The sequence below is a fragment of the Auraticoccus monumenti genome (assembly GCF_900101785.1).
GTDB classification, from domain to species: domain Bacteria; phylum Actinomycetota; class Actinomycetes; order Propionibacteriales; family Propionibacteriaceae; genus Auraticoccus; species Auraticoccus monumenti.
Window position 1 is genome coordinate 1,939,470 of the sequence record NZ_LT629688.1, and the last position, 22,286, is coordinate 1,961,755.

A 22,286-nucleotide genomic window follows, 5' to 3' on the forward strand; every position below is an offset into this window, starting at 1 on the left:
GTGCGGGATCGGTAGGGTGACGCGCATGACTGCTCCCGTCCTGGCCGCGGTGGCCTGGCCCTACGCCAACGGCCCCCGCCACATCGGACACGTGTCCGGTTTCGGTGTCCCCTCCGACATCTTCGCCCGCTACATGCGGATGAGCGGCCACGACGTGCTGATGGTCTCCGGCACCGACGAGCACGGGACGCCGATCGTGGTCCAGGCCGAGAAGGAGGGTCTGACGCCCCAGCAGACCGCGGACAAGTACCACCGGATGATCGTGAAGGACCTGCGCGGGCTCGGGCTGTCCTACGACCTCTTCACCCGCACCGGCACCGGCAACCACGCCCGCGTCACCCAGGACGTCTTCACCTCCCTGCACCGCAACGGCTACGTCGTCGCCCAGACCGCCCAGGGCGCGATCAGCCCGTCCACCGGGCGCACCCTCCCCGACCGCTACGTGGAGGGCACCTGCCCGATCTGCGGCTACGACGGCGCCCGCGGGGACCAGTGCGACAGCTGCGGCAACCAGCTGGACCCGATCGACCTGATCAACCCGCGCTCCAAGATCAACGGGGAGACCCCGGAGTTCCGCGAGACCGAGCACTACTTCCTCGACCTGCCCGCCCTGGCCGGGGCCCTGACCGGGTGGCTGGACCAGCGCACCGACTGGCGCCCCAACGTCCTGAACTTCAGCCGGAACCTGATCGAGGACCTGCGCCCGCGCCCGATCACCCGCGACATCGACTGGGGTGTGGTGGTGCCGCTGGACGGCTGGCGCGACGCCCCGATGAAGCGCTTCTACGTCTGGTTCGACGCGGTCATCGGCTACCTGTCGGCCTCGGTGGAGTGGGCCGTCCGCAGCGGCGACCCGGACGCCTGGCGGAGGTGGTGGAGCGACCCCGGGGCCCGCAGCTACTACTTCATGGGCAAGGACAACATCGTCTTCCACTCCGTCATCTGGCCCGGCATCCTGCTCGGCCACAACGGTCAGGGCGACAAGGGCGGCGAGCCCGGCGCCTTCGGTGAGCTGGACCTGCCCAGCGAGGTGGTCTCCAGCGAGTTCCTGACCATGAGCGGCTCGAAGTTCTCCACCAGCCGGGGGACCGTGATCTACGTCCGGCAGTTCCTCGAGGAGTTCGGCCCCGACGCGCTGCGCTACTTCATCTCGGTGGCCGGCCCGGAGAACCAGGACGCCGACTTCACCTGGGACGAGTTCGTCCGACGGGTGAACACCGAGCTGGCCAACGAGTGGGGCAACCTGGTCAACCGGTCGCTGTCGATGGCGCACAAGAACATCGGCGCGATCCCGGCCGCCGGCGAGCTGCAGCCGGTGGACGTCGCGCTGCTGGAAGCCGCCGAGACCGCCTTCGCCACCGTGGGGGAGGCGCTGTCCCGCAACCGGGTCAAGGCCGCCATCACCGAGGCGATGCGGATCGTGACCCTGGGCAACCGCTACCTGTCCGAGACCGAGCCCTGGAAGCTCAAGGACGACCCGAGCCGGCGCGAGACCGTGCTGCACACGGTGCTCCAGGTGGTCTCGGACTGCAACACGCTGCTGACGCCGTTCCTGCCGCACTCCTCCCAGCTGGTCTTCGAGGCCCTCGGCGGGCACGGCGTCTGGGCCGCGCTGCCGGAGATCCGCGAGGTCAGCGAGGAGGGCCGGGAGGACTACCCGGTGCTGATGGGCGACTACGCCCTGGAGCAGGCCCGCTGGGCCCGCCAGCCGATCCGGCCCGGCGTGCCGCTGCAGAAGCCGTCGCCCCTGTTCACCAAGCTGGAGGAGTCCCTCGGCGAGACCGGCCCGGAGTGGGCGCCGATCCAGCAGGGCTGACCCCCGCGCGGCCCGCGCGGGCCCGTCGGCTCAGAGGCCGAGGGCGGTGGCCAGTGCGCGGACCTGCTGCGGGCCGTCGTCGTCGGGGCCGAGCAGGGGGTTGACGACCACGTGGTCGGCCCCCGCGGCCAGGTGCTGCTGCAGCCGCGCGGCGACCGACTCCAGCGGCCCCCGGTAGACCAGCTCGTCGAGGAGCCGCTCGCTGCCGCCGTCGGCCAGGTCGGCGTCGGTGAACCCGAGGGTGCGCAGGTTGCGGGTGTAGTTGGTCAGCCCGAGGTAGAAGCCGACCGTGGTGCGAGCCAGGTCCCGGGCGACCGCCGGGTCGGGGTTGAGGGCGATCTTGTGCTCCGGGGCCAGGAACACCCCCGCACCCAGCTCGACCCGGGCGCGGGCGGTGTGCTCGGGCGTGGTCAGGTAGGGGATGGCGCCGGCGCTGCGCGCACCGGCGAGGCGCAGCACCCGCGGCCCGAGCGCCGCCAGGGCCCGGCCCTGCTGCGGGACGCCGGCGGCGTCGAGCTCGTCGAGGTAGTCCACCAGGCTCTGGTACGGCGAGGCGTACTCGCCGGTGGCCTCCGGGTGACCGATGCCCAGGCCGAGCAGGAACCGGCCGGGGAACCGCTCCTCGAGGCGGTGGTAGGAGGCGGCGACGGTGCGGGCGTCGTCCTTCCAGACGTTGACGATGCTGGTGCCGACCAGGACCCGGTCGGTGGCGGCGAGGAGGGTCTCGGCCAGCCGGAGGTCGCCGTCGGGGGAGCCCCCGACCCACAACGTGCCGTACCCGGCCTGCTCGGCCGCCACGGCCAGCTCCTCGGTCCAGCCGGCCGTGCCCTGCCAGACCCCGTACGTCCCTGCCTCGATGCTCATGGTCCGGACAACCGGCACCGGGTCGAGCCGATTCCCGGTGCAGGGACGGCGTGCGGGCCGAGCAACCCGGGGGAGGGCGGAGGTAGCGTGGTCCGGTGATCCTGATCGACCCGCCCCGCTGGCCGCACCGGGGGACGCTGTGGTCGCACCTGGTCAGCGACGTCAGCCACGAGGAGCTGCACGACTTCGCCGCCGGGATGGACATCCCGCGCCGGGCCTTCCAGGGCGACCACTACGACATCCCGCAGGAGTGGTACGACCGCGCCGTCGGTCTGGGCGCCGTCCCGACCGACAGCCGGCAGCTGCTCCGCCGCATCGTCGCGGCCGGGCTCCGCCGTGGTCGTCACACCCGCCCGGCGGGCCGGCCCGAGGAGACCAGCGTCACATCCAGGCCTCGGACGCACCCGACAGCGCCCTAGCCAGCCCACCCGCGAGCCCCTAGGCTCCGAGCGCCCCGGTCGGGGATCCAGTGCGCTCCCCGGTGGGTGCGCCTACCCCCGAAGGCTCCCCCACATGCGGCACCGCCGTCTCCCCCTGCTCGCCCTCGCCCTCGCCCTCGGCGCAGGGCTCACCTTCACCACGCTGGACCCCGCGGTCGCCTCACCAGGGCAGGAGGTGACCACCCCGACGACGGAGGACCTGCCGGCGCTGGCGCAGTCGCTGGTCGGCGACGGCGTCGCGGTGAGCAACGTGAGGTACACCGGTGCGGCAGCGGCGATCGGACGCTTCACCGGCATGGAAGCGGCCGTGGGCATCGACGAGGGCGTCGTGCTGGCCAGCGGGCAGGCCAGCAGCTCGATCCTCGGACCGAACAACGACTCGGCGCAGGACGTCCCCAACAACCCAGGCGACCCCGCCCTGACCCTCCTCAGCGGACGGACCACCTACGACGCGGCCATCCTCGAGTTCGACTTCGTCCCGCAGGCCGACGCGGTGACCTTCGACTACATCTTCGGCTCGGAGGAGTACTTCCCGGGGTCGGGCGGCGAGACCCCGTACAACGACGTGTTCGCGTTCTTCGTGAACGGGCAGAACTGCGCCACCGTCGGAGACCGGCCCGTGTCGATCAGCTCGATCAACGAGCGGACCAACGCCGAGCTGTTCAAGGCCAACTACTTCGGCAGCAGCGCCTACGACACGCAGCTCAACGGCTTCACCACCATCCTGAGGTGCAGCGCGTCGGTCCGGGGCGGCCAGACCAACAGCCTGCGGATGGCGATCGCCGACGCCGGTGACAGCATCGTGAACTCCGCGGTGATGCTGCGAGCCGGCTCCCTGGTCTCCAACGACCCGCCGACCGCCGAGCCGCGGGACCTCACCACCGGTTTCCGCGAGCCCGTCGGCGTGACCCTGGCCGGGGCCGACCCCGACGGCAACGAGGTGACCTACCGGATCACCCAGCCCCCCACCGGCGGCACCCTCTCCGGCACCGCGCCGGACCTCACCTTCACCCCCGACGACGAGTTCGCCGGCACCGCCACGTTCCAGTACGTGACCAACGACGGCACCTTCGACTCCGAGCCCGCGACGGTCACCATCGAGGTGGTCGACGACCTGCGCCCGGTGGCCGACCCCGTCACCGTGACCACCGGCTTCGAGGAGCCGGTGGACGTCGAGCTCAGGGGCAGCGACCCCGAGGAGCAGGACCTGACCTTCCAGGTCACCTCGCAGCCGACCGGCGGGACGCTGAGCGGCACCGCCCCGGAGCTGCTCTTCACCCCCGACGAGCTCTTCAGCGGGTCCACCTCCTTCACCTACACCGTCTCCGACGGCGTCCGCACCTCCGAGCCGGCGACGGTCGCCATCACCGTGGCCTCCAACGAGGGGCCCACCGCCGAGGCGCAGTCCCTGAGCACCGGCTTCGAGGAGCCGCTTCCCCTGACCCTCAGCGGGAGCGACCCCGAGAACCAGCCGCTCAGCTACGAGGTGGACGACGTGGTCGGCGGCACGCTGACCGGCACCGCCGGCCCTGGTCTTCACCCCCGACGAGCTGTTCAGCGGCACCGCCTCGTTCAGCTTCACCGTCTCCGACGGCCGCTTCACCTCCGAGCCGGCCGAGGTCACCATCGAGGTGGCGCCCAACCTGCCGCCGACGGCGGAGGACCTGTCCCTGCGCACCGGGTTCGAGGAGCCTGTCGAGCTCACGCTCGCGGGCACCGACCCGGAGGGCCGGACGCTGACCTACGACGTGGACGACGTGGTGGGTGGCACCGTCTCCGGCACCGCGCCGGAGCTGGTCTTCACCCCCGACGAGCTGTTCAGCGGTGAGGCCTCCTTCAGCTACACCGTCTCCGACGGCCGCTTCACCTCCGAGCCCGCCGACGTGACCATCGACGTCGCCGTCAACCTGCCGCCCACGGCCGACGACATCGAGCTGGCCACGGAGTTCGAGACCCCGGTCGAGGTCGACCTCTCCGGCACCGACCCCGAGGGTCTCCCGCTGACCTTCGACGTCGGCACGGTGGTCGGCGGCACCGTCAGCGGGACGGCCCCGGACCTGGTGTTCACCCCCGACGAGCGCTTCGGCGGCACCGCCTCCATCAGCTACACCGTCTCCGACGGGCGCTTCACCTCCGAGACGGCCACGGTGACCATCGAGGTGGGCCGCAACGAGCCGCCGACCGCCGCCGACCTGCGGCTGGCCACCGGTTTCGAGACCCCGGTCGGCTTCACGCTGCCCGGTGAGGACCCCGAGGGCGTCCCGCTGCAGTGGGCCCTGGTCGGCGAGCCGGCGGGCGGGAGCCTGTCCGAGACCGACGAGTCGCCCCGCAACGAGGGTCTGACCGAGGAGGAGCGGGACGCGCTGCCCCCGGTCACCGGCGGCGGCTGGTTCGACCTCGTGTTCACCCCCGACGAGCTGTTCAGCGGGGAGGCCTCCTTCAGCTACGTCGTGTTCGACGGCCGCTTCGTCTCCGAGCCGGCGACGGTGACCGTCGACGTGGCCGGGAACGCGGTCCCGGTGGCCGACGACCTCGACGTGACCACCTCCGCCGCGACGCCGGTGGACCTGCCGCTGACCGGTAGCGACCCGGAGGGGCGGCCCTTGACCTTCGAGGTGACGTCCTCTCCCGAGGGCGGCGCCCTGAGCGGCACCGCGCCGGAGCTGGTCTTCACCCCCGAGGACGGGTTCAGCGGCGAGGCCACCTTCGAGTTCACCGTGGACGACGGTCGCTTCACCTCCGAGGCAGCCACCGTCACGATCACCGTCGAGGCCGCCGCGGTCGAGCCCACGCCGGCCCCGGTCGAGCCCAGCCCGGTCCCGGTCGAGCCCAGCCCGGTCCCGGTCGAGCCCACGCCGGCCCCGGTCGAGCCGGGTCCGACCGAGCCGGCCCCGGTCCCCGGGGTGGACGACCGGCTGCCGGACACCGGTGGGCTCGACGTCGCCGCGCTCGTGGTGGGCCTCGGCCTGCTGACCACCGGTGCGACCGTGCTGCTCAGCCGGGCCCGCCGGCGCGACTGACCTCCCGGCCGCGACCCGCGAGGTCGCGGCCGGAGCTGGTGGGTCCACCCGGAGGGGAGCGGGTCTGGGCCTACGCCTGCCGGGCCAGCTGGGCGAGTGCGGCACGGAGACCGAGGGGCTGGAAGCCGAGGGCGAGGGCCCGGCGCCGCATGCCGGGTTCGGACCGCCACAGCGCCAGCCCGCGCCGCACCAGCACCCAGGGCGCCTTCCGCCGCTCGCGCAGGTCGCGGACCAGCCGGAGCACGAAGGTCAGGGTGCGGGGGCGGTCCAGCCAGATCGGCTGGACGACCATCCCCGCCTCCCGGGCCGGGGCCAGCACGTCGGGGGCGAAGACGCCCTCGGCCACCACGCAGCCGCCGTCACCCAGCTCGACCACGTGCTCCCCGACGGCGGCGTTGGCCGCGATGTCGTACACCGGGACGGTGGCCGCACCGTCCCGGCACAGCGTGAGCAGACCCTCCACGGCCGCGTCCAGGCGCCAGGAGCGGACGTCGTCCCAGTCGACGATGCCGAGGGTGTGCGGCATGTCGGGCTCGTCGCCGTCGCGGTAGAAGTCGTCCAGCCGGACCAGCGGACGTCGGGCCATCAGCGCCAGCCGCGACTTGCCGCTCCCCGACGCACCGGCCACCAGGACGAGGGTGCGCGGCGTGGTGGTCACGGGGGCACACCCTAGCCGGGGCCGGTGAGGACCTCAGGCGTCGTCGGGTGTCTCCCCGTTGGCCACGGCCTCGATCCAGTCCACGGCGTCGTCGGAGAGCAGCAGCCCGTCGGGGCCGTCCTCGCCCACCCACCGGGAACCGGTGCTCCGCACCCCACCGGCCCGCACCACCGCCTCGACGACGTCCTCGGGCAGCGGCTCCCCGTTGTGCGCGACCAGCCAGTCCCGGGTGGCCTCGGGGATCGACGGCCACCACTCAGCGATCTCCACGACCAGCAGTCTGCACCCGGACGACGTGGCGGGAAAGGGACCGGCGCCCCGCCGGCGGCGCAGCTAGCCTTCCGACCGTGCCGGCACAGGACGAGCAGGGCGGGCCGCCCGCGCACCGCGGGCAGCCAGGAAGGTGGCGATGACCAGCACCCCGGACCCCGGGCCCCCGCCGGAGCGCGTCGTCGTCGGGGCGGAGGAGGCGCGTCGGCTGGTCGCGGCCCAGTTCCCCCGGTGGGCCGACCTCCCCGTCGCCCCGGTGCCCGACGGTGGCTGGGACAACTGCACCTTCCGGCTGGGCGGGGAGATGCTGCTCCGTCTCCCCAGCGCCGCCCCGTACGCCCGGGCGGTGGAGAAGGAGCACCGTTGGCTCCCGGTGCTGGCGCCCCGGCTGCCGCTGCCCGTCCCCGTCCCGCTGGCGAGGGGGCGGCCCACCGCGGACTTCCCGCACCCGTGGTCGGTCTACCGCTGGCTGGAGGGCGTGCCGGCCACCGCCCGCCGGGTCGTGGACCCGGTCCGCTTCGCCGTCGACCTCGCCGACTTCCTGCTGGCCCTGCAGCGCGTCGATCCCGCCGGCGGCCCGCAGCCCGGACTCCACAGCTGGTACCGCGGCGCCCCCGTGCGGACGTACGACGGCGAGACCCGGCGCGCGATCGAGGCGCTCGAGGGCCGGGTCGACGTCGAGCTCGCGGGTGAGATCTGGGAGACCGCCCTCGCGGCCCGGTGGGAGGGCGGGGACGTCTGGTTCCACGGGGACGTCGCCGAGGGCAACCTGCTGCTCCGGGACGGACGGCTGGCGGCGGTCATCGACTTCGGCACCTGCGGCGTCGGCGACCCGGCGTGCGACCTGGCCGCCGCGTGGACGCTGCTGACCGCCGAGGGGCGGATCGCCTTCCGCGAGCGCCTGCAGGTCGACGGGTCCGCCTGGGCGCGCGGCCGCGGCTGGGCGCTGTGGAAGACGCTCACCACCGTCGCGGGTGCGGTGCACGAGCCGGGGAGCACAGGCGTGCCCACCTCCGCGACCCAGGTGCTCGACGCGATCTTCTCGGAGTACCGCGACAGCGGGTCCGCCGGCTGACGCGGCCGGGGCGTCCTGCGGGCGGGAGGGCTCAGCGCAGCCCGAGCGCGACCGACATCTCCTCCCGCAGCCGCGCCAGCAGACCGGCGGCCCGGGCCCGGGCGGCGGGCAGGTCCGCGGACTCGGCGGGGGAGAGCCGCAGCTCCAGGTAGCACTTCAGCTTGGGCTCCGTGCCCGAGGGCCGCACCACGACCTGGACGCTGTGGGTGCTGAGCAGCACCCCGTCGGTGGCGGGCAGGGCCTCGCTGCCGAGCGCCAGGTCGACGACCGTGACGTCCTCGTCCAGCAGCCGCCGCGGGGGCGCGCCGCGCAGGGTGGTCATCGCCCGGGCGATCAGGGACAGGTCCTCCACCCGGACCGACAGCTGGTCGGTGGCGTGCAGGCCGTGGCGGAGCATGATCTCGTCCAGCCGGACGCCGAGGCTCGAGCCCTCGGCGCGCAGCGTGGCGGCCAGGGCCAGCACCCGCACCAGCGCGGTGATGCCGTCCTTGTCGGCCACCGCGTCGGGGTCGCAGCAGTAGCCCAGCGCCTCCTCGTAGCCGAAGGCCAGCCCCGGCACCCGCCCGATCCACTTGAAACCGGTCAGCGTGGTGGTCGAGGGCTGCCCCGCCGCGGCCGCCAGGGTGTCGAGCAGGGTGCTGGAGACCACCGAGCGGGCGTAGACGCCGGACGTCCTCCGGCGCAGGGCGTCCTCGGCGAGCAGCGCGCCGAGCTCGTCGCCGCGCAGCATCCGCCAGCCGCCGGGTCCCTCGCCCCCGGCGTCGGGCAGCGCCACCGCGCACCGGTCGGCGTCGGGGTCGTTGGCCACCACCAGCTCCGCACCCTGCTGGGCGGCCAGGGCCAGCGCGAGGTCGATGGCGCCGGGCTCCTCGGGGTTGGGGAAGGCGACGGTGGGGAAGCCGGGGTCGGGCTCGACCTGCTGGGCCACCGGCTGGCCGGGGGTGATGCCGATCGCCCCGACCACCGCGTCCACCACCGAGGCGCCCACCCCGTGCAACGGCGTGTAGACCCAGTGCAGCTCGCGCGGGGCGTCGGCGGCGACCAGCGAGGCGGCGCGGGCGACGTAGGCGGCGAGCAGGCTCTCGTCAGCCGTCCGGTAGGCCGTCGACCGGGCGACGTCGGCCAGCGGGGAGGCCGACACCCGCGCGATCTGGGCCGCCATCTCGGCGTCCACCGGCGGGACGATCTGCGAGCCGTCACCCAGGTAGACCTTGTAGCCGTTGTCCTGCGGCGGGTTGTGGGAGGCGGTGACCACCACGCCGGCGACGCAGCCGAGGTGGCGCAGCCCGAAGGCGATCACCGGGGTCGGGGTGGGCCGGTCCACCAGCACGGCGTCGAAGCCGGCCGCGGCCAGCACCTCGCAGGTGTCGCGGGCGAAGACGTCGGAGTTGTAGCGGGCGTCGTGGCCCACCAGCACGGTGCCGCCCGAGCGCCCCACCTCGTGCAGCCAGGCGGCCAGCCCGGCGGCGGCGCGGGTCACCACCACCCGGTTCATCCGGGCCGGACCCGGACCCAGCGGCCCGCGCAGGCCGGCGGTGCCGAACTCCAGCGGCCCCGCGAAGGCCGAGGCCAGCTCGGCGACCGCAGCCACGTCGCCCTCCCCGGCCCGTGCGACCAGGACGTCCAGGGCGGCCACCGTGGCCGGGTCCGGGTCCTCCCCGCGCCAGGCGTCGACGTCCGCGGAGAGGGCGGCGGGCAGGGTGCTCACAGCACGGCCACCAGACCGCGCAGCAGCTCGGCCAGCCGCGGGCCGGCGTCGCGGCCGGCCGCGATCACCTCCTGGTGGTCCAGGGTCGCGTCGGTGGTGCCGGCCGCGGCGTTGGTGACCAGCGAGATGCCGAGCACCTCCATCCCGGCCTCCCGGGCGGCGAGGGTCTCCAGCGTGGTCGACATCCCGACCAGGTCCCCGCCGAGCACCCGGGCCATCCGCACCTCGGCCGGCGTCTCGTACTGGGGTCCGCCGAACTGCACGTAGACGCCCTCGTCCAGGCTCGGGTCGACCCTGCGGGCCAGCTCGCGCAGCCGGGCGGCGTAGGCCTCGGTCATGTCGATGAAGGTCGCGCCGCGCAGGGGCGTGGCGCCGGTGAGGTTGATGTGGTCGCGGATCAGCACCGGGGTCCCGGGCGGCCAGGCCGGGTTCAGCCCACCGCAGCCGTTGGTCAGCACCACCGTGCCGGCGCCGGCGGCGGCGGCCGTCCGCACCCCGTGCACGACGGCGTCCACGTCGCGGCGCTCGTAGAAGTGGTGCCGACCGGTGAACACCGCCCCCACCTTGTCGTTCGCCGTCCGCACCACCCGCAGCTGGCCGCCGTGGCCGGCCACGGTGGGGGCCTCGAAACCGGGCAGGTCGGCCAGGTCGACGGTGTGCAGCGGCTCCCCGAGCCGGTCGGCCGCCGAGGACCAGCCCGACCCCAGCACCAGGGCCAGGTCGAGGGCGGGGACCCCGGCAGCGTCGAGCAGGGTGCGGGCAGCGGTGGCGGCGAGCGCCTTCGGGTTGTCACTCACGCGCGCATCCTCTCACCAGTCCCCGGCGGGCCGTCCACGGTCGTCCGACTACCTGTTGCCACTATGGAAACACCGGAGTACTGTTGCGGACATGGAAACAACAGCAGCGGGGTCGCAGCCGACCCCGGAGGAAGCCCGCAGGTCCCTCGAGCTGGCGGCCGCCGAGGAGGAGGCCACCCTCAACCCGCCGGTGCCCGGGTGGTACTACCCGCTGCTCGCCGGTCTGCTGCTGGTGATCTGCGTGCTCAACGCCGTCGAGGACCCGGTGGGTCCGCTCCGCGTCGTGGTCGCGGTGGCCGTCGTCGCCCTCGCGGTCACGGTGGCGGCGCTGGTCGGACGGATGACCTTCCACCGCCCCGGGTACCGCCGACTGCACATCCGGTGGGTGGCGGTGCTGCCGGGAGGACTGGTCGCCCTGGCCCTGGCGGTCGCCGCGCTCCTGCTGCAGGACGTCGTGGGCCGGTGGGTCTGGGTGGTCGCGGGCGTGGCCCTGGCCGTCCTGGTTCTCCTCCCCGGGCTGGCCTACTGGCGGAGGTACCCGCGTGCCTGAGGCCCGCTTCGACGCCCTCATCCACGCGCCGCACCGGTTGCGGATCTGCGCGATGCTCTCCCAGGCCGACGGGATCGAGTTCGGTGAGGTGCTGCAGCGCACGGGGCTGTCGAAGTCGGCGCTGAGCAAGCACGTCACCCAGCTGGCCGAGGCCGGCTACGTCGCCGAGGAGCCCCTGGTGCGGCAGGGGCGCGCGCGGCTGCTGCTCTCCCTCACCCCGCGCGGGCGGACGGCCTACCTCCGGCACCGGGAGTCCCTGCGCCAGATCCTGGAGCAGGAGACCGCCGACCAGTGACCCGCTGGTCCTGACGTCAGTCGTCGTCGAGCAGGCGCCAGGCGGTCACCCGGTCGCGGCGCTGGCCGTCGCGGACGATCCACAGCACCCACGCGCCGACGCCCAGCCAGACCAGCACCTGCACCGCGGCCGGGGTCAGCACGCCGGCCCCGACGCCGGCCAGGACCAGCACCCAGCCGAGCAGACCCAGCCCCACCAGCACCGCTCCGGCCAGCAGCAGCCGGGGGAGCGGGGCACCGGCGGGTCGGTGCCGCAGCAGGCCCCGCTCGACCGCGACCCGCACCACCACCAGCACCACCGCCAGCGACAGCGGCAGGGAGGACAGGTCGAGCAGCCAGCGCTCGGTCGGGGTCCGCATCGGCAGCCCGCGCACGATCATCACGCACCCGACCAGGGCCAGCACGCAGGCCAGCGCGGCCACCACCAGCGTCAGCGGGTCCAGCCGACGGCGCGGGGACCGCAGGCCCCCGTCGGGCGCGTCGGGGTCGGTCCACGGGGAGGACGGGTGCTCGGACATGGCCGGCAGTGTAGGCGTGAGAGACTGCCCAGGTGACTCGCGTGGTGATCATCGGAGGCGGACCCGGCGGCTACGAGGCGGCCCTGGTGGGCAGGGCGCTCGGTGGCGAGGTGACCCTGATCGAGGCGACCGGGGTGGGCGGCGCGGCCGTGCTGACCGACTGCGTGCCCTCCAAGACGCTGATCGCCACCGCCGAGGTGATGACCACCATCCAGGGCTCGGAGAAGCTCGGACTGGTGGTCGGCCGGGCCGACGGCGACCCCAGCACCATCGAGGAGATCGTCACCGTCGACCTGGCTGCGGTGAACCAGCGGGTGCTCGGGCTGGCCAGCCAGCAGTCGCGCGACATCACCGACCGGCTGCGCCGCGAGGGCGTCGAGCTGGTCGAGGGCCGCGGCCGGATGGACGGCCCGAACAGGGTGGTGGCCGAGACCGCCGACGGCGAGCGGACCTTCGAGGCCGACGCCGTCCTGGTGGCCACCGGCACCCGTCCCCGGATGCTCCCCGACGCCCAGCCCGACGGCGAGCGCATCCTCACCTGGCAGCAGCTCTACACGCTGACCGAGCTCCCCGAGCGGCTGATCGTCGTCGGCTCCGGGGTCACCGGCGCCGAGTTCGCCAGCGCCTACGACGCCCTGGGATCGGACGTGGTGCTGGTCAGCTCCCGGGACCAGGTGCTCCCCGGCGAGGACCCCGACGCCGCCCGTGTGCTGCAGGAGGTGATGGAGCGACGCGGTGTCGGCATCGTCGGACGCTCCCGCGCCGCCTCCGCCCGCCGGGTCGGTGACGGTGTCGAGGTGGGTCTCACCGACGGCCGCACGATCACCGGGTCGCACTGCCTGATGGCGGTCGGCTCGATCCCCAACACCTCCGACATGGGGCTGGAGGAGGCCGGCATCGCCGTGACCGAGTCCGGGCACATCACCGTGGACCGGGTCTCGCGGACGTCCGCCCGTGGGGTCTACGCCGCGGGCGACTGCACCGGAGTGCTGCCGCTGGCCTCGGTCGCCGCCATGCAGGGCCGGATCGCCATGTGGCACACCCTCGGTGACGCCGTGGCCCCGCTGGACCTCAACCGGGTCGCCTCCAACGTCTTCACCGCACCGGAGATCGCCACCGTGGGCGTGAGCCAGGCCGACGTCACCGAGGGCCGCGTCCGGGCCACCGCGGTGAACCTGCCGCTGCGGACGAACGCCCGGGCCAAGATGCAGGGCATCGAGGACGGCTTCGTCAAGATCTTCTCCCTGCCGCGCACCGGCATCATCGTCGGCGGCGTGGTGGTGGCCCCCTCGGCCAGCGAGCTCATCCACCCGCTCTCGCTGGCCGTGGCCGAGCGGATCACGGTGGACGAGTTCGCCGGCGACTTCACCGTCTACCCCTCGCTGTCGGGCTCGCTCGCCGAGGCGGCCCGCAAGCTGCACCGCCACATCGACGTCACCAGGGCCGCCGGGGACTGACTCAGCGGTGCTCGGACAGCACCGCCCGCCAGGTGGCGGTGTTGGCCGTCCCGCTCTGCGGGAGCCCGTGGCGGCTCTGCAGCCGCTTCGTGGCCGCCACGGTGGCCGAGTCCCAGCTCCCGGTCTGGGACACCTTGAGGGCCTGCTGCCACGCGCGGACCGGGGTGCCGGTGGTGGAGCCGGTCTTCATGTAGTAGCCGGCCCACGGCACCAGCGCCTTGTAGGCCGCCGAGGCCGTGGAGGGGGCGGTCAGCCGGGTGTGGGTCGGGCAGGGGGTGCTGCGCGCGTTGGTCGAGTACGCGGCCCAGTTGTTGCCGCTGGCGGGGCAGGCGCCGTAGCGCTGCGCGGCGACCGTCCTGGTCCAGAAGGAGGTGCTGCCCAGCGCGCCGGCCCAGGACAGCGAGATGTGCACGTGGTCGCGGTGGCAGGTGGTGTCGTAGCCCGACGTGGTCCGGCTGGCGCAGCCGTTGTACTCCCGCCAGCCGTCGCCGGTGCGGTAGCTGCTCCAGATCCGGCCGTCCCAGATGATGTACATGACGCCGAGGCGACGGGCGTTCGCGAACTTCTGCCCGGACCGGTCGGTGGCCAACAACCAGCTGTTCAACGCCGTGGCGTCGGCCTTCTGGGTGCTGTTGCGTGCCGAGAGCATCAGGTCGACCGCGCGGCCGTCGGAGTGCTCGGTGACCGACCCGTTGCAGGCGCGGCTGGTGCCGACCGAGCGGCCGTAGGTGCTGCGCAGCAGGGCGGCCAGCTTGTCGGTGCCGGGCCGGGTGCCTGGGGAGCAGGAGTTGTTGGGGACGTACGGCGCCAGCGTCTCGATGCCGGACGGCAGCCCGGACGGCGTCGCCGGGACCCGGCCCGCGGCGGAGGCGGGGGTGGCGGGCAGCTGGGTGCCCAGCAGCAGGACGGAGAGGACGACCAGGACGCGCAGCAGACGTCCGCGCAGCGAGCAGGACACAGGGATGACCTCGAGGGTGGGTGGGTTGGTGCCCAGGGCCGGCGCACGCGGGACGCGTCGCCGACCACCCGGGCACCGGCCCGGGTCCCCCTCCTGGTGCGGGCTCAGTCTCAGCGGGGGACGGGTCCCCGGACAAGTCCTGGACATCACGATCTGGTCACGCTTCCCGGCTGCCCGGCGCGCTCCGTTGACGCGTCGCGGTGCAGGGTCCGCGGGCGCCGGAGGGTGCGACGGGTGGCACCATGGGCGGGTAGCAGCCGTCGAGCGGAGGAGCAGGGTGCGAGCGACCACACGACGTCGGGTCCGCCGGCTCTCCCTGGACGGCACCGACCGCTCCGGCCCGGACACCCTGGCCGGTGAGCAGCCGATGGAGATCGCGCTGTCCGGTGAGCCGTGGGTGGTGACCATGCGGACCCCCGGCCACGACTTCGACCTGGTGCTGGGCCTGCTGCACGCCGAGGGCGTCATCGTCGACGCCGCCGAGGTGGCCACCATGAGCTACCGCGGGGGTGTCGACCCCGACGGCAGCCGCAGCTTCAACCACCTGGACGCCCGGCTGGCGCCCGGCGTGGTGCGCCCGGCCAGCACCGAGCGGGCGGTCTACACCTCCAGCTCGTGCGGCGCCTGCGGCACCGCCTCGATGGAGGCGGTGACCAAGCTGTCCCGCTTCGACGTGGCGACCGACCCGGCCGAGGTCGCGCTGGCAGAGGTGCTGGGCTGGCCGGACCGGCTGCGCGCGCGGCAGGAGATGTTCGAACGGACCGGGGGGGTGCACGCCGCCGCGCTGTTCCGGCTGGACGACGAGGGCGGCGACCCGTTGTGCGTCCGCGAGGACGTCGGCCGCCACAACGCGGTGGACAAGATCATCGGCTGGGCCCTTCGGGAGGGCCTGCTGCCGCTGCGCGGAACGGCCCTGCAGCTGTCGGGGCGGATCTCCTTCGAGCTGGTGCAGAAGGCGCACCTGGCCGGGATCCCGGTGGTCTCGGCCGTCTCGGCGCCGTCGTCGCTGGCCGTGGAGACCGCCGACGAGGCGGGCCTGACGTTGATCGGGTTCAACCGCGGCCGCGGGTGCAACGTCTACACCCACGACCACCGCGTGCACGCCTGAGCCCTCCCGGCCGTCCTCACCGGGCGCGGCCGAGATCCTCGGTGCCGTCTCAGTCGAAGAGGTTGCCGAACATGTCGCCGATGCCCTCGCCGATGTCGCCGAAGCCCTCGCCGACGCCCTCGAACATGTCGCCCATGCCCTCACCCATCCCGGCCATCCCGGCACCGATGCCGCCGAAGATGTTGCCCCCGCCACCGAAGAGGAGCGAGCCGATCAGCACGCCGGAGAGCATGTCGCTGCCGCGCCAGGAGCTGTAGTAGCCCTGGGCCCAGGGGGAGTAGGCGGGGCCACCCTCCCAGTACGGGACGCGCTGGGCGCCGCGCTGCACGGTGCGGATGTAGGGGTCGGCCCCGGCCAGCACGCGCTCCGCGTCGGCGGGGCAGGCGGGGACGTCGCGCTCGGTCCCACCGGCGGGGGACCAGGACACGTTCTGCGACGAGGGGCCGTGGGCGGGGTTGAAGAAGCACGGCGGACGCTTCTTCGGCAGCGGCTGACCCGCGAGGCGGGCCTTGACGCAGGTGATCGCGTAGCGGCCGTCCTCCAGGATCTCGGTGACGTGGCGGATCTCCTCGGGCCGGGTCACCGCGTCCAGGGACTGCTTGGCGTCGTCGTAGGCGTCCAGCGCCCGGGAGTAGTCCTGCTGCATCGGCTCGTCGAGCGCGTGCCCGGCGACGTCGGCGTCCAGCCGCTGGAGCTCCTCGCCGAACTTGGTCACGTCCTCGTCGGCCACCCGCTTGGAGGCCGAGACCTGGCTCTCCAGCTCGGCCTGGGCCGCGCGCTCCTTCTGGCGGGTCGAGTGGCGGGCGGCGAAGAGTCCTCCACCGACCAGCACGCCCATGACGAGCAGCAGCACGACGTATTCCATGGGTTCCATAGTCCCCTGTCCGCCAAGCGCATCCGACCAGGGGTGGGGTTTCTTATGCCTTTCTTGGGCCCAGGGGCTGGCGCCCGGACCTCCTGGGAGTTCAGCCGTCGGTGTCGCGGATCTCGCAGATGACCTCGCCGTTGCCCACGGTGGCCCCGACCGAGGCGGTCAGCCCGTGCACGACACCCGGTCGGTGGGCCAGCAGCGGCTGCTCCATCTTCATGGCCTCGAGCACCACCACGGTGTCGCCCTCGGCCACCACGTCGCCCTCGGCCACGGCCAGCTTGACGATGGTGCCCTGCATCGGCGCGGTCAGCGCCTCGGTCGGCGCGGCCTGGGCGCCGGAGGAGGACCCGGCCCGACGCCGGGCCGGACGCGAGGCCCTGGCCGCGGGGGCCGCCGCGGCGAACCCGGCGGGCACCTTGACCTCGACCCGCTTGCCGTTGACCTCGAGCACCACCGTGGTGGGTTCCTCGGTCTCGGGGGTCTCGCCCGGGGTACCGGACCAGGGCTCGACGGTCCCGGTGAAGGCGGTCTCGATCCAGCGGGTGTGGACGCCGAAGGTGCCGTCGGCGGCGGTGAAGGCGGGGTCGTCCAGGACGGCGCGGTGGAAGGGGAGCACCGTCGGCATGCCCTCGACCCGCATCTCGGCCAGGGCGCGTCGCGAGCGCGCCAGCGCCTGGTCGCGGTCGGCACCGGTGACGACCACCTTGGCCACCAGCGAGTCGAAGCTGCCCGGCACGGTCATCCCGGTCAGGTACCCCTCGTCGACGCGGACGCCGGGACCCGTCGGCGGCAGCCACTCGGTGAGCGTGCCGGGGGCGGGCACGAACCCGCGGCCGGCGTCCTCGGCGTTGATCCGGAACTCGATCGAGTGGCCGCGGGCGGGCGGGTCGTCGTAGCCGAGCGGCTCCCCGTCGGCGAGCCGGAGCTGCTCGCGGACGAGGTCCAGACCGGTCACCTCCTCCGAGACCGGGTGCTCGACCTGGAGCCGGGTGTTGACCTCGAGGAAGGAGATGGTGCCGTCGGTGCCCACCAGGAACTCGCAGGTGCCCGCCCCGACGTAGCCCGCCTCGCGGAGGATCGCCTTGGACGAGCGGTAGAGGGTCTCCACCTGCTCCTCGGTGAGGAAGGGTGCGGGCGCCTCCTCGACCAGCTTCTGGTGGCGGCGCTGCAGGGAGCAGTCGCGGGTGGAGACCACGACGACGCCACCGTGGCTGTCGGCCAGGCACTGGGTCTCCACGTGCCGCGGCTGGTCCAGGTAGCGCTCGACGAAGCACTCGCCACGACCGAAGGCGGTGACCGCCTCCCGGGTGGCGGACTCGAACATCTCGGCGACCTCGCTGCGCTTGCGGGCCACCTTGAGGCCGCGCCCGCCGCCGCCGAAGGCCGCCTTGATGGCGATCGGCAGCCCGTGGGTGTCGACGAACGCCAGCACCTCCGCGGCGTCGGCCACCGGGTCGGCGGTGCCGGGCACCAGCGGGGCGCCCACCTTCTCGGCGATGTGGCGGGCCCTGACCTTGTCGCCGAGGGCGTCGATGGCGCTGGGCGGGGGACCGATCCAGGTCAGGCCGGCGTCGATCACGGCCTGGGCGAAGCCGGCGTTCTCGGCCAGGAAGCCGTAGCCGGGGTGGACGGCGTCGGCGCCGGTCCGCTCGGCCACGGCCAGCAGCTTGGCGACGTCGAGGTAGGTCTCGGCGGGGGTGGCGCCACCGAGGGCGTGGGCCTCGTCGGCCAGCCGGGTGAAGAGGGCGTCGCGGTCGGCGTCGGCGTAGACGGCCACGCTGACCAGGCCGGCGTCGGCGACCGCGCGGATGATGCGGACGGCGATCTCACCGCGGTTGGCGACGAGCACCTTGCTGATCGGCACTGTGGACTCCCTCACACCTCGACGGGACCCGCACCTGGCTGGGCCCGGGCCACCGGGCAGTCTAGACCGAGGGCGCCCCCTCGGCTCGGATCACACCCGCACGGGGGCCGTCAGCCCGCAGGGCCGTCCTGGGCGAGGTCGACGAGGTCCGCGACGTCCCAGGTGGACAGGCAGAACGGGTGGCCGGCCGGGTCGGCGTACACGATGCAGTGGTCGGAGTTCGGCTGGAACCCCAGCCGCGTGGCCCCGGCGGCGAGCGCCCGTTCCCCGGCCGCGTCGAGGTCGTCGACGAGGAAGTCCAGGTGCATCTGCATCGGCACGACGCTCCCCGGCCACCGGGGTGGTGTGTAGGACCCGACCTGCTGGAAGGCGATGGACCCGTTCCGGCCGGTGACCACCGCCCACCCCGACGTCCCGTGCGCCACGCCGCCGGTCAGCTCGGCGTAGAACCGGGCCAGGGCGAGGGCGTCCGGCGCGTCCACGGTGGTCCCGCTCAGCCTGATCAGGTCCGACATCAGCCGACCGGCCCGTCCTGGTAGACCGGCGTCAGCTCGGTCCAGCGCTCGTGCCAGGCGAAGGCGGCGCCGGCCAGCGAGCGTCCGAGGTCCTCCAGGTGGGCCTGCCAGCCGGCTCCGTGGGAGGGGAGGGCGGCCAGGGGCAGGCCGCGCTCCTCGACCACCAGCCGGGTCCGCGCTCCCTCCGCGGTCAGCCACGCCTCCATCTGGGTCTCCTCCCCGGTCCCGGGCGCGGCGGTGAGGAGCAGGTGGTGCGGGGCGTCGCAGACCTCGATCCGGGCCGGACCCGCCCAGCCGCTGGTGAACACGGCCTGGACCGTGCTCCCCGGACGCAGCTCGCCGGACACCTCGGCGATCCAGCGCGCCAGCCGCTCCGGGGTGGTCACCGCCGACCACAGGTCCTCGACGTCGGTGTCGTACACGTCCTCCACCCGCACCGCCCCGCGGGTGTCGTCGACCGCCCGCAGCGTCCCGATGATCCTCATCTCCGTGCCTTCTTCCCTCGCGCGATCTCGGTGTGCAGGGCGCCGAGCCGGTTCTGCCACAGGACGCGGTAGGCCCCGAGCCACTCGTCCACCTCGACCAGGGCCTCCGGCTGCAGGCTGTAGATCCTGCGCTGCGCCTCCCGCCGCACCTCGACCAGCCCGGCCTCCCGCAGCACCCGCAGGTGCCGCGACACCCCGGGCCGGGCGATCGGCAGGGCGTCGGCGAGGTCGCCCGCCGTCGCCGGACCGCGCCGCAGGAGCTCCAGCACGGTGCGTCGGCTCGGGTCGGCCAGGGCCTGCAGCACGGCGTCCATGCCATGAAGGTACCCGATCAGTTACATAACCACCAGGGTACGTAAGTCCATGGCTCGCCGGGGAGGGGACGGGTACCCGGGCGAGAAGGCGCGGGAGCGCCAGCCCTAGGTTGGTCACGTGGACCTGCGAGAGCTCCGTGGAGGATTCCGTCACCCCGCCGCCGACTGCCGGCCGATGGTGCGCTGGTGGTGGTTCGGGCCCACCGTCGAGCGCCGCGAGCTGACCCGCCAGCTGGAGGCCATGGTCGCCGCGGGGATCGGCGGGGTCGAGGTGGCCCACGTCTACCCGCTGGCCCCGGCCAGTTGCGACTTCCTCTCCGAGGAGGCGCTGGGTCACCTCCGCCACGCCGCCGAGGAGGCGCACCGGCTGGGGCTGCGGTTCGACCTCACCCTGGGCAGCGGCTGGTCCTTCGGCGGACCGCACGTCGGCCCCGACCTGGCCGCCCGGCGGCTGCACTGGGAGCGGCACGAGGTGGGTGGGTCCGCCGCGGAGCTGGAGCTGCGGGCGTCCTGGCCCGGTGACGAGCTGGTCGCGGCCTTCGTCGGGGACGGCTCGGTGCTGGAGCGACCCTCCGACGTCCGTGAGCTGGCGGTGCGGGACGGCCGGTTCGAGCTCCCCGCGGGGGGTCAGCCGCGGGTGGTGCTGGTGGCGTGGTCGCGGCTGACCGGCCAGCAGGTGAAGCGTGCGGCCGCCGGGGCCGAGGGCCCGGTGCTGGACCACTACTCCGCGCGGGCGGCGGCCGTCCACCTCGAGGAGGTGGGGGAGCGGCTGCTGGGCGCGGTCCCGGCCGGGCTGGTCGGTGCGGTCTTCTGCGACAGCCTCGAGGTGTACGGGGCGGACTGGACCCCGGACCTGCTGACCGAGTTCGAGCGCCGTCGCGGCTACGACTCCCGGCCGCGGCTGCACCAGCTGGTGCTGGACGGTCCGGGGTGCGAGGAGCTGCGCGCGGACCACTTGCGCACCCTGTCCGAGCTGTACGAGGAGCACTTCGTGGCGCCGCTGGGCCGCTGGGCCCGGGAGCACGGCGTCGACTTCCGGATCCAGAGCTACGGGGTGCCGCCGGCCACCCTGAGCAGCTACCGCTCCGCCGACGTGTGCGAGGGGGAGGGGTGGGGCTGGCGGGACCTGACCACCACCCGCTGGGCGGCCTCGGCGGCCCACCTGCTGGGACGCACCGTGGTCTCGGCCGAGGCCTGGACGTGGCTGCACTCGCCGTCGTTCCGGGCCACCCCGCTCGACGTCCAGGGCGAGGCGCACGAGCACCTCCTGCAGGGGGTGAACCAGCTGGTCGCCCACGGCTGGCCCTACTCACCGGCCGACGCCCCGGGGCTGGGCTGGTTCTTCTACGCCGCCGCCGCCCTCGACGACCGCAACCCCTGGTGGTCCGCCGCTCCCGCGCTGAACGCCTACCTGCAGCGGTTGTGCTGGCTGATGCGCCAGGGCGAGCCGGTGCGCGACGTGCTGGTCTACCTGCCGACCGAGGACGTCTACACCCGGATGGGTCGCCCCGAGGACCGCTCGCTGGACCTGTGGCGATCCACCGCCGCCTGGGTCGGGCGCGAGCTGACCGGGACGCTGCGCGAGCACGGGCTGGACTACGACCTGGTCGACGACGACGCCCTCGCGCTGGTGGACCCGGCGAGTGCGCCGGTGGTGGTGCTGCCGCGGACGTCCCGGCTGCCCGCGGCGGCGCGACGCTGGCTCGACGCCGTCACCGAGGCCGGGGGCACGGTGATCGGCTGGCAGAGCGAGGTGGAGGGTGCGCTGCTCGCCGGCACCCCGGAGGAGCTGGTCGGCCTGATCGAGCGCGTCACCGCCCCCGCCGCCCGGGTGACCGGCGAGGACGGCCGTCCGGTCGACGACCTCGCGGTGGTGGCCCGCCGGCTGCCCGGCGCCCACGTCCACCTCGTGGTCAACACCGGCCCGCACCCCCGGACGGCGGTGCTGCGCAGCCGCGGGGAGCAGACGTCCTGGCAGGAGTGGGACGCCTCCAGCGGCGAGGTGCGGCGCACCGGCAGCGGACCCGTCGGGCTGTCGTTGGCGCCCTACCAGGCCACCGTCGTGGTGACGTCGGCCGACCCCGTCGACCCGCCGCTGGACGGCGGCGGGCCGGAGGTGCGGCGGCGCCCGGTCGGCGACGGCTGGCGGGTCCGCTTCGAGGACGGCCCGGAGTCCCCGGTCGCGCTCCCGCACCGCTGGCAGGACGACCCCGCGCGCCGGGCGTTCGCCGGTCGCGCCACCTACACCACCTCGGTGCGCGTCGGCCCCGACGAGGCCGCCGGCGGTGACCGGCTCTGGCTCGACCTGGGTCCCTGCACCCCGCTGGCCGTCGACCCCGACGCCCCGCAGGCCTCCGGCCACAGCTTCCGGGCCGAGGTCGCCACGCCGGTCGGCGAGGTGGCCGAGGTGTGGGTCGACGACGTCCGGGCCGGGGTGCTGTGGTCCCCGCCCTACCGTCTCGACCTCACCGGGCTGCTGGGCCCGGGGGCGCACGAGCTGCGGCTGGTGGTGGCCGGTACCGCCGCCGGTGCGCTGGCCGCCGACGCGGCGACCACCGAGCTGGTGGCCGGGGCCACCGCCCGCGACGGCCGTCGCTTCGTCATGCAGGACCTCGACCTCGCCGAGGTGGGTCTGTCCTCGGGGCTGCTGGCGGTGCCGGAGCTCGTCGTCACCAGCGGCTGACCCGGTCCTGCTGGTACGCCT

The 22,286-nt window shown here is 74.2% G+C and carries 21 protein-coding genes and 1 pseudogene; 10 read left to right on the forward strand and 12 right to left on the reverse strand.

Going from position 1 to position 22,286, the window contains the following annotated elements; translation table 11 throughout:
• Positions 1-25 precede the first annotated feature (25 nt).
• Complete coding sequence (gene metG, locus BLT52_RS08955) at positions 26-1,816, forward strand: methionine--tRNA ligase (protein ID WP_090592528.1); 1,791 nt, start codon at positions 26-28, stop codon at positions 1,814-1,816.
• Between the two features lie 30 nt (positions 1,817-1,846).
• Here the strand turns inward: metG and BLT52_RS08960 are convergent, their stop codons facing one another.
• Positions 1,847-2,680 carry an LLM class F420-dependent oxidoreductase gene (locus BLT52_RS08960; protein WP_090592531.1) on the reverse strand — a complete coding sequence of 278 codons (834 nt, stop codon included), beginning with the start codon at positions 2,678-2,680 and terminating at the stop codon, positions 1,847-1,849.
• Between the two features lie 95 nt (positions 2,681-2,775).
• On the opposite strand from BLT52_RS08960, the gene BLT52_RS08965 reads away from it, so the two are divergent.
• The 3 genes and pseudogenes from BLT52_RS08965 (at position 2,776) to BLT52_RS08970 (ending at position 6,140) form a co-directional block, all read left to right on the forward strand.
• Entirely contained in the window at positions 2,776-3,099 is a 324-nt protein-coding gene (locus BLT52_RS08965; RefSeq protein WP_090592532.1) for a DUF4031 domain-containing protein, read from the forward strand.
• Positions 3,100-3,193: 94 nt separating this feature from the next.
• Positions 3,194-4,480 (forward strand): annotated as a pseudogene (locus tag BLT52_RS20780) (choice-of-anchor L domain-containing protein); the annotation flags it as partial.
• Between the two features lie 190 nt (positions 4,481-4,670).
• Complete coding sequence (locus tag BLT52_RS08970; RefSeq protein ID WP_407922626.1) at positions 4,671-6,140, forward strand: Ig-like domain-containing protein; 1,470 nt, start codon at positions 4,671-4,673, stop codon at positions 6,138-6,140.
• A 70-nt stretch (positions 6,141-6,210) separates the two neighbouring features.
• On the opposite strand, the gene BLT52_RS08975 is transcribed toward BLT52_RS08970, so the two are convergent.
• Both BLT52_RS08975 and BLT52_RS08980 read right to left on the reverse strand, forming a co-directional pair.
• Positions 6,211-6,726, reverse strand: a complete 516-nt coding sequence (locus BLT52_RS08975) for a hypothetical protein (protein ID WP_090596527.1) — start codon at positions 6,724-6,726, stop codon at positions 6,211-6,213.
• 105 nt (positions 6,727-6,831) lie between these two features.
• A complete protein-coding gene (locus tag BLT52_RS08980; RefSeq protein WP_090592537.1) occupies positions 6,832-7,068 on the reverse strand; it encodes a hypothetical protein in 237 nt (78 codons plus the stop codon).
• A 139-nt stretch (positions 7,069-7,207) separates the two neighbouring features.
• On the opposite strand from BLT52_RS08980, the gene BLT52_RS08985 reads away from it, so the two are divergent.
• Positions 7,208-8,143 carry an aminoglycoside phosphotransferase family protein gene (locus BLT52_RS08985; protein ID WP_090592539.1) on the forward strand — a complete coding sequence of 312 codons (936 nt, stop codon included), beginning with the start codon at positions 7,208-7,210 and terminating at the stop codon, positions 8,141-8,143.
• 31 nt (positions 8,144-8,174) lie between these two features.
• Here BLT52_RS08985 and BLT52_RS08990 read toward each other — a convergent pair whose 3' ends face one another.
• A complete protein-coding gene (locus tag BLT52_RS08990; RefSeq protein WP_090592541.1) occupies positions 8,175-9,851 on the reverse strand; it encodes a phospho-sugar mutase in 1,677 nt (558 codons plus the stop codon).
• Positions 9,848-10,648, reverse strand: a complete 801-nt coding sequence (locus tag BLT52_RS08995) for a purine-nucleoside phosphorylase (RefSeq protein WP_090592543.1) — start codon at positions 10,646-10,648, stop codon at positions 9,848-9,850. The genes BLT52_RS08990 and BLT52_RS08995 overlap by 4 nt, the downstream gene beginning before the upstream one ends.
• Before the next feature lie 91 nt (positions 10,649-10,739).
• Between BLT52_RS08995 and BLT52_RS09000 the strand changes: the two genes are divergently transcribed.
• Both BLT52_RS09000 and BLT52_RS09005 read left to right on the forward strand, forming a co-directional pair.
• Positions 10,740-11,198, forward strand: coding sequence for a hypothetical protein (locus tag BLT52_RS09000; protein WP_157677038.1), 459 nt, complete (start codon positions 10,740-10,742; stop codon positions 11,196-11,198).
• Complete coding sequence (locus BLT52_RS09005; RefSeq protein WP_090592547.1) at positions 11,191-11,493, forward strand: transcriptional regulator; 303 nt, start codon at positions 11,191-11,193, stop codon at positions 11,491-11,493. The genes BLT52_RS09000 and BLT52_RS09005 overlap by 8 nt, the downstream gene beginning before the upstream one ends.
• Before the next feature lie 16 nt (positions 11,494-11,509).
• On the opposite strand, the gene BLT52_RS09010 is transcribed toward BLT52_RS09005, so the two are convergent.
• Positions 11,510-12,010: a hypothetical protein gene (locus tag BLT52_RS09010; protein WP_090592549.1), complete on the reverse strand. Its 501-nt coding sequence runs from the start codon at positions 12,008-12,010 to the stop codon at positions 11,510-11,512.
• Between the two features lie 32 nt (positions 12,011-12,042).
• On the opposite strand from BLT52_RS09010, the gene BLT52_RS09015 reads away from it, so the two are divergent.
• Positions 12,043-13,467, forward strand: coding sequence for an NAD(P)H-quinone dehydrogenase (locus tag BLT52_RS09015; RefSeq protein WP_090592551.1), 1,425 nt, complete (start codon positions 12,043-12,045; stop codon positions 13,465-13,467).
• Between the two features lies 1 nt (position 13,468).
• Here the strand turns inward: BLT52_RS09015 and BLT52_RS09020 are convergent, their stop codons facing one another.
• A complete protein-coding gene (locus tag BLT52_RS09020) occupies positions 13,469-14,425 on the reverse strand; it encodes a peptidoglycan-binding domain-containing protein (protein WP_090592553.1) in 957 nt (318 codons plus the stop codon).
• 277 nt (positions 14,426-14,702) lie between these two features.
• Here BLT52_RS09020 and fdhD point away from each other — a divergent pair, with 277 nt between their 5' ends.
• Entirely contained in the window at positions 14,703-15,533 is an 831-nt protein-coding gene (gene fdhD, locus BLT52_RS09025) for a formate dehydrogenase accessory sulfurtransferase FdhD (protein WP_231946574.1), read from the forward strand.
• A 49-nt stretch (positions 15,534-15,582) separates the two neighbouring features.
• On the opposite strand, the gene BLT52_RS09030 is transcribed toward fdhD, so the two are convergent.
• The 5 genes from BLT52_RS09030 to BLT52_RS09050 form a co-directional block, all read right to left on the reverse strand.
• Positions 15,583-16,398 carry a hypothetical protein gene (locus BLT52_RS09030; RefSeq protein ID WP_090592557.1) on the reverse strand — a complete coding sequence of 272 codons (816 nt, stop codon included), beginning with the start codon at positions 16,396-16,398 and terminating at the stop codon, positions 15,583-15,585.
• Between the two features lie 100 nt (positions 16,399-16,498).
• A complete protein-coding gene (locus BLT52_RS09035) occupies positions 16,499-18,283 on the reverse strand; it encodes an acetyl/propionyl/methylcrotonyl-CoA carboxylase subunit alpha (protein ID WP_231946575.1) in 1,785 nt (594 codons plus the stop codon).
• 95 nt (positions 18,284-18,378) lie between these two features.
• Positions 18,379-18,783, reverse strand: coding sequence for a VOC family protein (locus BLT52_RS09040; protein WP_090592560.1), 405 nt, complete (start codon positions 18,781-18,783; stop codon positions 18,379-18,381).
• Positions 18,783-19,268, reverse strand: a complete 486-nt coding sequence (locus BLT52_RS09045) for an SRPBCC domain-containing protein (protein ID WP_090592561.1) — start codon at positions 19,266-19,268, stop codon at positions 18,783-18,785. Before BLT52_RS09045 ends, BLT52_RS09040 begins: the two co-directional genes overlap by 1 nt.
• A complete protein-coding gene (locus BLT52_RS09050) occupies positions 19,265-19,582 on the reverse strand; it encodes an ArsR/SmtB family transcription factor (RefSeq protein WP_090592564.1) in 318 nt (105 codons plus the stop codon). Before BLT52_RS09050 ends, BLT52_RS09045 begins: the two co-directional genes overlap by 4 nt.
• A gap of 118 nt (positions 19,583-19,700) precedes the next feature.
• Between BLT52_RS09050 and BLT52_RS09055 the strand changes: the two genes are divergently transcribed.
• Positions 19,701-22,265 carry a glycosyl hydrolase gene (locus BLT52_RS09055; protein WP_157677039.1) on the forward strand — a complete coding sequence of 855 codons (2,565 nt, stop codon included), beginning with the start codon at positions 19,701-19,703 and terminating at the stop codon, positions 22,263-22,265.
• Positions 22,266-22,286 lie beyond the last annotated feature (21 nt).

Excerpts from the sequence above, each read along its gene's own strand:
- BLT52_RS08985 (WP_090592539.1), top strand. The coding sequence starts at position 7,208 with ATGACCAGCACCCCGGACCCCGGGCCCCCGCCGGAGCGCGTCGTCGTC.
- BLT52_RS08975 (WP_090596527.1), bottom strand. The coding sequence starts at position 6,726 with ATGGCCCGACGTCCGCTGGTCCGGCTGGACGACTTCTACCGCGACGGC.
- BLT52_RS09040 (WP_090592560.1), bottom strand. The coding sequence starts at position 18,783 with ATGTCGGACCTGATCAGGCTGAGCGGGACCACCGTGGACGCGCCGGAC.
- BLT52_RS09030 (WP_090592557.1), bottom strand. The coding sequence starts at position 16,398 with ATGGAATACGTCGTGCTGCTGCTCGTCATGGGCGTGCTGGTCGGTGGA.
- BLT52_RS09045 (WP_090592561.1), bottom strand. The coding sequence starts at position 19,268 with ATGAGGATCATCGGGACGCTGCGGGCGGTCGACGACACCCGCGGGGCG.
- BLT52_RS09050 (WP_090592564.1), bottom strand. The coding sequence starts at position 19,582 with ATGGACGCCGTGCTGCAGGCCCTGGCCGACCCGAGCCGACGCACCGTG.
- BLT52_RS08960 (WP_090592531.1), bottom strand. The coding sequence starts at position 2,680 with ATGAGCATCGAGGCAGGGACGTACGGGGTCTGGCAGGGCACGGCCGGC.
- BLT52_RS09000 (WP_157677038.1), top strand. The coding sequence starts at position 10,740 with ATGGAAACAACAGCAGCGGGGTCGCAGCCGACCCCGGAGGAAGCCCGC.
- BLT52_RS09010 (WP_090592549.1), bottom strand. The coding sequence starts at position 12,010 with ATGTCCGAGCACCCGTCCTCCCCGTGGACCGACCCCGACGCGCCCGAC.
- metG (WP_090592528.1), top strand. The coding sequence starts at position 26 with ATGACTGCTCCCGTCCTGGCCGCGGTGGCCTGGCCCTACGCCAACGGC.